Source organism: Enterobacter sp. CPE_E863 (genome assembly GCF_046521465.1).
In the GTDB taxonomy this organism is placed as follows: domain Bacteria; phylum Pseudomonadota; class Gammaproteobacteria; order Enterobacterales; family Enterobacteriaceae; genus Enterobacter; species Enterobacter adelaidei.
This window is the reverse complement of record NZ_JBKFZX010000001.1, coordinates 2,862,188-2,875,037: the sequence shown is the minus strand read 5'-3', so window position 1 is coordinate 2,875,037 and position 12,850 is coordinate 2,862,188. Positions and strand designations below refer to the sequence as shown.

The following is a 12,850-nucleotide window of genomic DNA, read 5'->3' as shown; positions in this document are numbered from 1 at the left end:
AACGCAATGCAGGATCTTAAAGGATTCACCGTGCCGAAAGGTTTTCGCGGGGGTAACGGTATTAAGGTGCAGTTGTGGTGGGCCGTTCAGGCAACGTTATTTGCCTGGTCGCCGCAAATACTCTACCGCTGGCGAGCATTCTTATTGCGGCTTTTTGGCGCAAAAATCGGAAAAAACGTAGTTATTCGTCCGTCGGTAAAAATTACCTATCCCTGGAAATTAACGCTTGGGGATTACGTATGGGTAGGGGATGACGCAGTGTTATATACCCTTGGCGAAATTACGATTGGCGCAAATTCGGTGATTTCACAGAAGTGTTATCTGTGCACCGGCAGCCACGACTTTATGAGTCAGCATTTTGATATTACCGCGTCACCTATTGTGATCGGTGAAAAATGCTGGCTGGCGACAGATGTTTTTGTTGCACCGGGTGTTTCTGTTGGCGATGGCACGGTAGTGGGTGCCCGCAGCAGCGTTTTTAAATCGCTACCGGCAAATAAAGTTTGCCGTGGCAACCCCGCAGTGGTGATACGCGAACGCGTTGAAACTGATTAAATTCATAAGTAGAGGAATATAAACATGTCTAAAGTCGCTCTCATCACCGGCGTTACCGGGCAGGATGGTTCTTACCTGGCAGAGTTACTGCTGGAAAAAGGGTATGAAGTGCACGGTATTAAACGTCGTGCGTCGTCTTTCAACACTGAACGTGTGGATCATATTTATCAGGATCCACATGCGGCGAACCCGAAATTCCATCTGCACTACGGCGACCTGACCGATACCTCAAACCTGACCCGTATTCTGCAGGAAGTGCAGCCGGATGAAGTGTACAACCTGGGGGCGATGAGCCACGTAGCCGTTTCTTTCGAATCCCCGGAATACACCGCTGACGTTGATGCCATGGGCACCCTGCGTCTTCTGGAAGCGATTCGTTTCCTTGGTCTTGAGAAGAAAACCCGTTTCTACCAGGCATCTACCTCTGAGCTGTACGGTCTGGTGCAGGAAATTCCTCAGAAAGAGACCACGCCGTTCTACCCGCGTTCACCTTACGCGGTGGCGAAACTGTACGCCTACTGGATCACCGTAAACTACCGTGAATCCTACGGCATGTACGCCTGTAACGGCATTCTGTTCAACCACGAATCTCCGCGCCGCGGCGAAACTTTCGTGACCCGCAAAATCACCCGCGCTATCGCCAACATTGCGCAGGGTCTGGAATCGTGCCTGCACCTCGGCAACATGGACTCCCTGCGTGACTGGGGCCATGCCAAAGACTACGTGAAAATGCAGTGGATGATGCTGCAGCAGGACAAACCAGAAGACTTTGTCATTGCGACCGGCGTGCAGTATTCCGTCCGTCAGTTCGTCGAAATGGCTGCCGCTCAGCTGGGTATCAAACTGCGCTTTGAAGGCACCGGCGTGGAAGAGAAGGGCATCGTGGTCTCCGTGACGGGCCATGACGCACCGGGCGTGAAGCCGGGCGACGTAATTGTTCAGGTTGACCCGCGCTACTTCCGTCCTGCTGAAGTGGAAACCTTGCTGGGCGACCCAACCAAAGCGCACGAGAAGCTGGGCTGGAAACCAGAAACCACTCTGCAGGAGATGGTTTCCGAGATGGTAGCCAAAGATCTTGAAGCAGCGAAAAAACACTCCCTGCTCAAGTCTCATGGCTACGAGGTTGCCATCGCGCTGGAGTCCTGAGAATGACAAAACAACGTATTTTTGTCGCCGGTCATCGCGGAATGGTGGGTTCCGCGATTGTTCGCCAGCTGGAGCAGCGCGGTGACGTTGAAGTGGTTGTCCGCACGCGTGACGAGCTAAACCTGCTCGATAGCCGTGCGGTACAGGACTTCTTTGCAAATGAACGCATTGACCAGGTGTATCTGGCGGCGGCGAAGGTGGGCGGCATTGTTGCCAACAACACCTACCCGGCGGATTTCATCTACGAGAACATGATGATTGAGAGCAACATCATTCACGCGGCGCACCTGCACAACGTGAATAAGCTGCTGTTCCTCGGCTCATCCTGTATCTACCCGAAAATGGCAAAGCAGCCCATCGCCGAAAGCGAACTGCTGCAGGGAACGCTGGAAGCGACCAACGAACCTTACGCCATCGCCAAGATTGCCGGGATCAAGCTGTGCGAGTCTTACAACCGTCAGTATAACCGAGACTATCGCTCGGTGATGCCGACCAACCTGTACGGGCCGCACGACAACTTCCACCCGAGCAACTCGCACGTGATCCCGGCGCTGCTGCGTCGTTTTCACGAGGCGACCGCCGAGAACGCGCCGGATGTGGTGGTGTGGGGTAGCGGCACGCCAATGCGTGAATTCCTGCACGTGGACGACATGGCGGCCGCCAGCATTCACGTGATGGAGCTGGATCGCGAAGTGTGGCAGGAGAACACCGAGCCAATGCTGTCGCACATCAACGTCGGTACCGGCATTGACTGCACCATCCGCGAGCTGGCGCAAACCATCGCGCAGGTGGTGGGCTACAAAGGCCGCGTGGTGTTTGACGCCACGAAACCGGACGGCACGCCGCGCAAACTGCTGGACGTGACCCGTCTGCATCAGTTGGGCTGGTATCACGAGGTGTCACTGGAGCAGGGACTGGCCAGTACCTACCAGTGGTTCCTGGAAAACCAGCACCGCTTCCGGGGGTAATGATGTTTTTAAGTCAGGAAGATTTTGCCACGATCGTTCGTTCCACTCCGCTCATCTCAATAGATTTGATTGTGGAGAACGAACGCGGCGAGTTCTTGCTGGGGAAACGAACCAACCGTCCTGCACAGGGCTTCTGGTTCGTGCCCGGCGGGCGCGTGCAGAAGGATGAGATGCTAAGCGATGCGTTTGAGCGTCTCACTCTGGCAGAACTGGGCCTTAAGCTGCCGATGGCGGCGGGCCAGTTTTACGGGGTCTGGCAGCACTTCTATGACGATAACTTTTCGGGCACCGGGTTCAGCACGCACTACATCGTGCTGGGGTTCCGCCTGAAGGTGCATGAGGCAGACCTGCGTCTGCCTGATGCTCAGCATGACGACTACCGCTGGCAGACGCCAGAGGCGTTGCTCGCGAGCGACAACGTCCACGACAACAGTCGGGCGTATTTCCTTGCGGATCGTCAGTCCGGAGTGCCGGGATGTTACACGAAATCATTCAGCCTGAATCAAGGCGGCAAGTCTGGGAATCCCCAGGAGCTTGCTGAAGCAAGTGACTGGGGTGAGCAGACGCAGCCAACGCAGAGTCAGGTTGAAGGATGAAGTGTATGAAAATTTTAGTGTATGGAATCAACTACTCACCGGAGCTAACCGGTATCGGGAAATACACCGGCGAAATGGTCGAGTGGATGGCGAGCCAGGGACATGACGTGCGGGTCATTACCGCGCCGCCGTACTACCCGGAATGGAAAGTGGGCGAGCGCTACTCAAGCTGGCGCTACCGGCGCGAAGAGGGCGCGGCGACCGTCTGGCGCTGCCCGCTGTATGTGCCTAAGCAGCCGTCAACGCTGAAACGCTTGATTCATCTTGGCAGCTTCGCCCTGAGCAGTTTCTTCCCGCTGATGGCGCAACGTCGTTGGAAGCCGGATCGCATCATCGGTGTGGTGCCGACGCTGTTTTGCACGCCAGGCATGCGCCTGCTGGGCAAACTCTCCGGCGCGCGCACCTTGCTGCATATTCAGGATTATGAAGTGGACGCCATGCTTGGCCTGGGGATGGCAGGCAAAAGTAAAGGCGGCAAAGTGGCGAAACTCGCCAGCGCGTTTGAGCGTAGCGGTCTGCATAACGTGGATTATGTCTCGACCATCTCGCGCTCAATGATGAACAAAGCGCAGGAGAAGGGCGTTCCGGCTCAGAAGGTGATCTTTTTCCCCAACTGGTCCGAAGTGGCGCGTTTTCGCGACGTAACTGAAAGTGACGCTCAGGCGCTACGCGCCCAGCTCGGTTTGCCTGATGATCAAAAAATCATTCTTTACTCAGGCAATATCGGCGAAAAGCAGGGGCTGGAGAGCGTGATTGAAGCGGCCCAGTTGCTCAGCAAGCAGCCGTGGATGTTTGTGATTGTCGGGCAGGGGGGTGGAAAGGCGCGGCTGGAAAAAATGGCAAGCGAACGCGGCCTGACCAACGTGAAATTCTTCCCGCTTCAGTCCTACGAAGCTCTGCCTGCGCTGCTGAAGATGGGCGATTGCCATCTGGTTGTGCAGAAGCGTGGCGCGGCGGATGCGGTGCTGCCGTCCAAACTGACCAACATTCTGGCAGTGGGTGGCAACGCGGTGATTACAGCAGAAGCCGAAACAGAATTAGGCCAGCTGTGTAACAGCTATCCGGGGATTGCCGTGTGCGTGGAGCCGGAATCGGTCCCGGCGCTGGTTACCGGCATTGAACAGGCACTTGCCATGCCAAAAGTGAACACGGTGGCACGTGAATATGCCGAACGCACGCTCGAAAAAGAGAACGTGTTGAGCCAATTTATTGCAGATATACGGGGATAAATCATGAGTCAAACCACTTTGTATCCGGTTGTGATGGCTGGTGGCTCTGGTAGCCGGTTGTGGCCGCTGTCCCGCGTGCTCTATCCAAAACAGTTCCTCTGCCTGAAAGGGGATCTCACCATGCTGCAGACCACGGTGAACCGTCTGCATGGCGTGGAGTGTGAAAGCCCGGTGGTGATTTGTAACGAACAGCACCGTTTTATCGTGGCTGAGCAACTGCGCCAGCTGAATAAACTCACCGAAAACATCATTCTGGAGCCGGCCGGTCGTAATACCGCGCCTGCTATCGCCCTGGCAGCCCTGGCAGCAAAACGCAGCAGTCCGGATTGCGACCCGCTGATGCTTGTGCTGGCGGCAGACCACGTTATTCAGCAGGAAGAGGCGTTTCGCAATGCAGTGCGTGCGGCCATTCCTTATGCCGAGAGCGGCAAACTGGTGACGTTCGGCATCGTGCCGGATCTCCCGGAAACTGGCTATGGCTACATTCGCCGTGGCAGCGTGACGCCCGGTGAAGGCGACAGCGTGGCGTTTGACGTGGCGCAGTTTGTTGAAAAACCGAATCTGGAAACCGCGCAGGCCTATGTCGCCAGCGGTGAATACTACTGGAACAGTGGGATGTTCCTGTTCCGCGCCGGACGCTATCTGGAAGAGCTGGAAAAATATCGCCCGGATATTCTGAACGCCTGCGAAAAAGCGATGGCAGTGGTGGACCCGGATCTCGACTTTATCCGCGTGGATGAAGAGGCTTTCCTCGCCTGCCCGGAAGAGTCTATTGACTATGCGGTGATGGAACGCACGGCTGATGCCGTCGTGGTACCGATGGATGCGGGCTGGAGCGATGTTGGCTCCTGGTCATCGCTTTGGGAGATCAGCGCCCACACCCCGGAGGGAAATGTCCACCATGGTGATGTAATCAGCCATAAGACGGAAAACAGCTACGTTTACGCTGAATCCGGGCTGGTTACCACGGTGGGCGTGAAAGATCTGGTGGTGGTGCAGACGAAAGACGCGGTGTTGATTGCCGACCGTAACGCGGTGCAGGACGTTAAAAAAGTGGTGGAGAAAATTAAGGCCGATGGTCGTCATGAACACCACATTCACCGCGAAGTGTACCGTCCGTGGGGGAAATATGACTCCATCGACGCGGGCGATCGTTATCAGGTGAAACGCATCACCGTGAAACCGGGTGAGGGACTGTCCGTTCAGATGCACCATCACCGCGCCGAGCACTGGGTGGTGGTGGCAGGTACCGCGAAAGTCACCATTGACGGTGAAGTCAAACTGCTGGGTGAAAACGAGTCCATTTACATTCCACTGGGGGCGACGCACTGTCTGGAGAACCCCGGGAAAATTCCGCTCGACTTAATTGAAGTGCGTTCTGGCTCATATCTGGAAGAGGACGATATCGTGCGCTTCCAGGACCGCTACGGGCGCGTGTAACACCGTCTTTAACGCCGGATGGCGCTTCGCTTATCCGGCCTACGAATGAATAAAAACAATTTTGCCTGTTAATCGGGCGGGCCGACTGTTGCCTGAAAAAGGGGTCATCATGGAAAAGTTAACCTGTTTTAAAGCCTACGATATTCGCGGCAAGCTGGGCGAAGAGCTGAATGAAGACATCGCGTGGCGCATTGGTCGCGCGTACGGCGAATATTTAAAACCGCAGACCATCGTGCTGGGCGGCGACGTGCGTCTGACCAGTGAGTCCCTGAAGCTGGCGCTGGCGAAAGGGCTGCAGGATGCGGGCGTGGACGTGCTGGATATCGGTCTCTCCGGGACCGAAGAGATTTACTTTGCCACCTTCCACCTGGGCGTGGACGGCGGTATCGAAGTGACGGCCAGCCACAACCCGATGGACTACAACGGCATGAAGCTGGTGCGCAAGGGCGCGCGCCCAATCAGCGGCGACACCGGCCTGCGCGACGTGCAGCGTCTGGCGGAAGCTAACGATTTCCCGCCGGTGAACGACGCGAAGCGCGGCAGCTACAAAAAAATCAATCTGCAAAAAGAGTACATCGACCATCTGCTGGGCTACATCAACGTGGCGAACCTCAAGCCGCTGAAGCTGGTGATTAACTCCGGTAACGGCGCGGCCGGTCCGGTTGTCGATGCCCTGGAAGCCCGCTTTAAGGCGCTGAACGTGCCGGTGACCTTCGTCAAAGTGCACAACACCCCGGACGGCAACTTCCCGAACGGTATTCCTAACCCGCTGCTGCCGGAGTGCCGCGACGACACCCGCAACGCGGTGATTGAGCACGGCGCGGACATGGGCATCGCCTTTGACGGCGATTTCGACCGCTGCTTCCTGTTCGATGAGAAAGGGCAGTTCATCGAGGGCTACTACATTGTCGGCCTGCTGGCGGAAGCGTTCCTTGAGAAAAACCCGGGCGCGAAAATCATTCACGACCCGCGTCTCTCCTGGAACACCGTCGATGTGGTGTCCGCGGCAGGCGGCACGCCGGTGATGTCCAAAACCGGCCACGCCTTCATCAAAGAGCGCATGCGCGAAGAAGACGCCATCTACGGCGGCGAGATGAGCGCCCACCACTACTTCCGTGATTTTGCCTACTGCGACAGCGGAATGATCCCATGGCTGCTGGTGACCGAGCTGCTGTGCCTGAAGGGACAGACGCTGGGCGAGCTGGTACGTGACCGTATGGCGGCATTCCCGGCGAGCGGGGAGATTAACAGCAAGCTGGCGCAGCCGGCCGAGGCCATTGCCCGCGTGGAGCACCACTTTGCCCTGCACGCGCTGGAAATTGACCGCACGGACGGCATCAGCATGGCGTTCCCGCAGTGGCGCTTCAACCTGCGCTCGTCCAACACCGAGCCGGTGGTGCGCCTGAACGTGGAATCCCGTGCGGATACTGCGCTAATGGAAGCACGAACGAAGGACATTCTGGCGCTGTTGAATCAGTAAAAATTGCCCCTCCCGGCGGGAGGGGGAACCGAAAACAGGAACAACGATGACGAATCTAAAAAAACGCGAGCGAGCGAGAACGAATGCATCGTTAATCTCTATGGTGCAGCGTTTTTCTGATATCACCATCATGGTCGGTGGATTATGGGCGGTGTGTCGGATCGGCGGGCTACCGTTCTTATACATGCATCTGCTGATGGCATTGATTGCGCTGGTTGTGTTTCAGATGATCGGCGGGATGACGGATTTCTACCGCTCGTGGCGCGGTGTGAAAATGACCACCGAACTGATGCTGCTGCTGCAGAACTGGACCTTAAGCCTGATCTTCAGCGCGGGTCTGGTGGCGTTTAGCCATGATTTCGATAATCGCCTCGTGACCTATCTGTGCTGGTATCTGCTCACCAGCGTTGGCATGGTGGTCTGCCGTTCCCTGATCCGTTTTGGCGCGGGCTGGCTGCGTAACCGGGGTTATAACCGTCGCTTTGTCGCCGTGGCCGGTGATTTGCCGGTGGGGCAGGTGCTGCTCGACAGCTTCCGCAAAGAGCCGTGGTTAGGTTTTGAAGTGGTCGGGATTTATCACGAACCTAAGCCTGGCGGCGTGCCTGCGGGCTGGGCCGGCAATTATGACCAGCTTATCGACGATGCGAAAGCCGGCAAAATTCACAACGTCTACATTGCCATGCAGATGAAAGACGAATCCCGCATTAAGCAACTGATGCGCGAGCTGGCGGATACCACCTGTTCGGTGATCCTGATCCCGGACGTCTTTACCTTCAACATTCTTCACTCCCGTATTGAAGAGGTGAATGGTGTACCGGTCGTACCGCTGTACGACACGCCGCTGTCGGGTATCAACCGCGTGCTAAAGCGCCTGGAAGATATCGTGCTCTCTTCGCTGATTTTGCTGCTGATCTCTCCGGTGCTGTGCTGCATCGCGCTGGCAGTCAAGCTGAGCTCTCCGGGGCCGGTCATCTTCCGCCAGACCCGCTACGGTATGGACGGTAAGCCGATCATGGTGTGGAAATTCCGCTCCATGAAGGTGATGGAGAATGACAAGGTGGTGACGCAGGCAACGCAGAACGATCCGCGCGTCACCCGCGTGGGTAACTTCCTGCGCCGTACCTCTCTTGATGAGCTGCCGCAGTTTATCAATGTGTTCACCGGTGGAATGTCGATTGTTGGCCCGCGTCCGCATGCGGTGGCGCATAACGAACAGTACCGCTCGCTGATTGAAGGTTACATGCTGCGCCATAAAGTGAAGCCAGGCATTACCGGCTGGGCGCAGATCAACGGCTGGCGCGGAGAAACCGACACGCTGGAAAAAATGGAAAAACGCGTTGAGTTTGACCTGGAGTACATCCGCGAATGGAGTCTCTGGTTCGATATCAAGATCGTCTTTCTGACCATCTTCAAAGGTTTCGTGAACAAAGCGGCGTACTAAGATGAGCTTACGTGAAAAAACCATCAGCGGGGCGAAGTGGTCAGCGATGGCGACCATCGTCATCATTGGCCTCGGTCTGGTGCAGATGACCGTGCTGGCGCGCATTATTGATAATCACCAGTTCGGCCTGCTGACCGTCTCGCTGGTGATTATCGCCCTGGCCGATACGCTGTCTGACTTTGGTATCGCCAACTCGATTATCCAGCGCAAAGAAATCAGCCATCTTGAACTGACCACGCTCTACTGGCTGAACGTGGGGCTGGGGATTTTCGTGTTTGTGCTGGTGTTCCTGTTGAGCGACAGCATCGCCAGCGTGCTGCACAACCCGGATCTCGCTCCGCTGATGCGCACGCTGTCGTTTGCTTTCGTGGTGATCCCGCACGGACAGCAGTTCCGCGCGCTGATGCAAAAAGAGCTGGAGTTCAACAAGATCGGCATGATTGAGACCAGCGCCGTTCTGGCGGGCTTTACCTTCACCGTGGTGAGCGCCCATTTCTGGCCGCTGGCGATGACCGCTATTCTGGGATACCTGGTTAACTCTGCCGTGCGTACGCTGCTGTTCGGCTACTTTGGCCGCAAGATCTACCGTCCGGGGCTGCATTTCTCTCTCGCTTCCGTCTCCTCCAACCTGCGTTTTGGCGCATGGCTGACGGCGGACAGCATCATTAACTATGTGAACACCAACCTCTCAACGCTGGTGCTGGCGCGTATTCTGGGCGCAAGCGTGGCGGGGGGCTACAACCTGGCCTACAACGTCGCGGTCGTTCCTCCGATGAAGCTGAACCCGATTATCACCCGCGTCCTGTTCCCGGCGTTTGCCAAGATTCAGGACGACACTGAGAAGCTGCGCGTTAACTTCTACAAGCTGCTTTCCGTGGTGGGGATTATTAACTTCCCGGTGCTGCTGGGGCTGATGGTGGTTTCCAGCAACTTCGTGCCGCTGGTGTTTGGCGAGAAGTGGAACGGCATCATCCCGATCCTGCAGCTGCTGTGCGTGGTGGGGCTGCTGCGCTCCGTAGGGAACCCGATTGGGTCCCTGCTGATGGCAAAAGCGCGCGTGGATATCAGCTTTAAGTTCAACGTGTTCAAAACCTTCCTGTTTATCCCGGCGATTATTGTTGGCGGACATATGGCGGGGGCCATCGGCGTCACGCTGGGCTTCCTGCTGGTGCAGATCGTCAATACCGTTCTGAGCTACTTCATCATGATCAAGCCGGTGCTGGGCTCCAGCTACCGTCAGTACATCCTGAGCCTGTGGCTGCCGTTCTATCTCTCATTGCCAACCCTGGCGGTGAGCTACGGTCTGGGTGTGCTCCTCAATGGTCATCTGCCGCTGGCCGCGCTGCTGGCGGTGCAGGTAGTGGCGGGTGTGCTGGCATTCGGCGTGATGATTGTGCTTTCACGCAATGCGCTGGTGGTGGAGATGAAGCGCCAGTTTTGCCGTAACGAAAAAATGAAAACGCTGCTTCGCGCAGGCTAGTTATTTAAGAGGCCATTATGAAATTATTAATTCTTGGCAACCATACCTGCGGCAACCGTGGCGACAGCGCCATCCTGCGCGGTTTACTGGATGCAATTAACACCCTTAAGCCTGAGACCGAAGTGGATGTGATGAGCCGTTATCCGGTGAGTTCATCCTGGCTACTGAACCGCCCGGTAATGGGTGACCCGCTTTACAGCCAGATGAAACAGCATAACAACGCCGCGGGCGTGATGGGGCGCGTGAAGAAAGTCCTGCGCCGTCGCTACCAGCATCAGGTGCTGCTTTCCCGCGTGACCGATACCGGCAAGCTGCGCAACATCTCTATCGCGCAGGGCTTTACCGATTTCGTTCGTCTGCTGTCGGGTTACGACGCCATTATCCAGGTCGGCGGTTCGTTCTTCGTCGATCTCTACGGCGTGCCGCAGTTTGAGCATGCGCTGTGTACGTTCATGGCGAAAAAGCCGCTGTTTATGATTGGTCACAGCGTTGGGCCATTCCAGGACCCTCAGTTTAACCAGCTGGCAAACTATGTCTTCGGCCACTGCGATGCCCTGATCCTGCGCGAGTCGGTCAGCCTTGAGATGATGAAGCGCAGCGAGATTGATACCTCAAAAGTTGAGCACGGCGTGGACACGGCCTGGCTGGTGGATCACCAGGACGACAGCTTCCAGGCAAGCTACGCGGTGCAGCACTGGCTCGACGTGGCGGCGAAACAGAAGACAGTCGCCATTACCCTGCGTGAGCTCGCTCCTTTCGATAAACGTTTAGGCACGACGCAGGCGGCGTATGAGAAAGCCTTCGCCGACGTGGTGAACCGTGTGCTGGACAGCGGTTACCAGGTGCTGGCGCTCTCAACCTGTACCGGTATCGACAGCTACAACAAAGATGACCGCATGGTGGCGCTGAATCTGCGCAGCCTGGTTAATGACCCGTCCCATTATCACGTGGTGATGGATGAACTGAACGATCTTGAGATGGGCAAGCTGCTCTCTGCCTGCGACCTGACGGTGGGCACGCGCCTGCACTCGGCCATTATCTCCATGAACTTCGGTACGCCGGCCATTGCCATCAACTATGAGCACAAGTCTGCAGGGATAATGCAGCAGCTTGGAATGCCGGAAATGGCCGTGGATATTCGTCATCTGCTGGATGGTTCGCTCGGTGCGATGGTGGGGGATACCCTGGGTCAACTGCCTGCCATCAATGAACGCCTGGCCGTGGCGGTGAAAGCCGAGCGCGAGAAGGGCATTGGGATGGTGAAATCGGTGCTTGACCGCGTTCGGGAGGGGAAATGAAGGTTGGTTTCTTCTTACTGAAATTTCCGCTGTCGTCAGAAACGTTTGTCCTGAACCAAATCACTGCGTTTATCGATATGGGGTATGACGTGGAGATTATCGCCCTGCAAAAGGGCGATACCAAAAACACCCATGCGGCCTATACCCAGTATGGGCTGGAGGCGAAAACCCGCTGGCTGCAGGATGAGCCGTCCGGGAAGCTTAATAAGCTACGCCACCGCGCCAGCCAGACTTTACGTGGATTCCATCGCGCATCGACATGGCGGGCGCTGAATGTTTCCCGCTATGGGTCCGAATCTCGCAATCTGATCCTGTCGGCCATCTGCGGACAAACGGCGCAGCCGTATCGTGCGGATGTGTTTATCGCCCACTTTGGCCCGGCGGGCGTCACCGCCGCGAAGCTGCGCGAGCTGGGCGTGATTGACGGTAAAATTGCGACCATTTTCCACGGTATCGACATTTCCAGCCGCGAAGTTTTGAACCACTACACGCCGGAGTATCAGCAGCTTTTCCGGCGCGGAGATATGATGCTGCCCATCAGCGACCTGTGGGCCGGGCGCCTGAAAAATATGGGCTGTCCGGGGGAGAAAATTACCGTTTCGCGGATGGGCGTGGATTTAACGCGGTTTACCCGCCGCCCGGTGAAGGTGCCGGGTAAACCGCTGCAGATCATTTCTGTTGCGCGTTTGACGGAGAAGAAAGGTCTGCATGTGGCCATCGAAGCCTGCCGCCAGCTGAAAGCGCGTGGGGTAGATTTCCACTATCGCATTCTTGGGATTGGGCCGTGGGAGCGTCGTCTGAGGACGCTTATCGAACAGTATCAGCTGGAAGATGTCGTAGAGATGCCGGGCTTCAAGCCAAGCCACGAGGTCAAGGCCATGCTTGATGAGGCGGATGTGTTCCTGCTGCCCTCGGTAACGGGCGCTGATGGCGATATGGAAGGTATTCCGGTGGCGCTGATGGAGGCGATGGCCGTCGGTATTCCGGTGGTTTCTACCCTGCACAGCGGGATCCCGGAGCTGATTAAGTCTGACCATTCCGGCTGGCTGGTGCCGGAGAATAATGCTATGGCCCTGGCCGATCGATTAGCGGCATTTAGCGACATCGACCAGCAGGCGCTGGAGCCTGTGCTCCACAATGCCCGACAAAAAGTTGAAATCGATTTTAACCAGCAGGTGATTAATCGCCAGTTAGCGAGCCTGCTGCAAACGCTGTAA

Annotated in this window: 10 protein-coding genes and 1 pseudogene; all 11 read left to right on the top strand. The window is 56.6% G+C overall.

From position 1 onward, the window contains the following. Positions 1-6 precede the first annotated feature (6 nt). The 11 genes and pseudogenes from wcaF to wcaL all read left to right on the top strand — a co-directional run bounded on the left by wcaF (position 7) and on the right by wcaL (position 12,850). A complete protein-coding gene (wcaF, locus tag ACLHV8_RS14265) occupies positions 7-555 on the top strand; it encodes a colanic acid biosynthesis acetyltransferase WcaF (protein ID WP_208594261.1) in 549 nt (182 codons plus the stop codon). A 24-nt stretch (positions 556-579) separates the two neighbouring features. Next, positions 580-1,701, top strand: coding sequence for a GDP-mannose 4,6-dehydratase (gene gmd / locus ACLHV8_RS14260; RefSeq protein ID WP_025758730.1), 1,122 nt, complete (start codon positions 580-582; stop codon positions 1,699-1,701). Positions 1,702-1,703: 2 nt separating this feature from the next. Then, entirely contained in the window at positions 1,704-2,669 is a 966-nt protein-coding gene (locus ACLHV8_RS14255; RefSeq protein WP_028016375.1) for a GDP-L-fucose synthase family protein, read from the top strand. Positions 2,670-2,671: 2 nt separating this feature from the next. Then, positions 2,672-3,145, top strand: a pseudogene (locus ACLHV8_RS14250) (GDP-mannose mannosyl hydrolase); the annotation flags it as partial. A gap of 125 nt (positions 3,146-3,270) precedes the next feature. Continuing rightward, positions 3,271-4,494 carry a colanic acid biosynthesis fucosyltransferase WcaI gene (gene wcaI / locus ACLHV8_RS14245; RefSeq protein ID WP_134707765.1) on the top strand — a complete coding sequence of 408 codons (1,224 nt, stop codon included), beginning with the start codon at positions 3,271-3,273 and terminating at the stop codon, positions 4,492-4,494. A 3-nt stretch (positions 4,495-4,497) separates the two neighbouring features. Next, on the top strand, positions 4,498-5,934 hold the full coding sequence (gene cpsB / locus ACLHV8_RS14240) for a mannose-1-phosphate guanyltransferase (RefSeq protein WP_028016378.1): 1,437 nt from the start codon (positions 4,498-4,500) through the stop codon (positions 5,932-5,934). Between the two features lie 109 nt (positions 5,935-6,043). Next, positions 6,044-7,414: a colanic acid biosynthesis phosphomannomutase CpsG gene (gene cpsG, locus ACLHV8_RS14235; RefSeq protein WP_208594262.1), complete on the top strand. Its 1,371-nt coding sequence runs from the start codon at positions 6,044-6,046 to the stop codon at positions 7,412-7,414. A 46-nt stretch (positions 7,415-7,460) separates the two neighbouring features. After that, on the top strand, positions 7,461-8,855 hold the full coding sequence (gene wcaJ / locus ACLHV8_RS14230) for an undecaprenyl-phosphate glucose phosphotransferase (protein WP_208594263.1): 1,395 nt from the start codon (positions 7,461-7,463) through the stop codon (positions 8,853-8,855). A gap of 1 nt (position 8,856) precedes the next feature. Continuing rightward, positions 8,857-10,335: a colanic acid undecaprenyl disphosphate flippase WzxC gene (gene wzxC / locus ACLHV8_RS14225; protein WP_208594264.1), complete on the top strand. Its 1,479-nt coding sequence runs from the start codon at positions 8,857-8,859 to the stop codon at positions 10,333-10,335. A 17-nt stretch (positions 10,336-10,352) separates the two neighbouring features. Next, complete coding sequence (gene wcaK, locus ACLHV8_RS14220; protein ID WP_208594265.1) at positions 10,353-11,633, top strand: colanic acid biosynthesis pyruvyl transferase WcaK; 1,281 nt, start codon at positions 10,353-10,355, stop codon at positions 11,631-11,633. Beyond that, on the top strand, positions 11,630-12,850 hold the full coding sequence (gene wcaL, locus ACLHV8_RS14215) for a colanic acid biosynthesis glycosyltransferase WcaL (protein WP_208594266.1): 1,221 nt from the start codon (positions 11,630-11,632) through the stop codon (positions 12,848-12,850). The genes wcaK and wcaL overlap by 4 nt, the downstream gene beginning before the upstream one ends.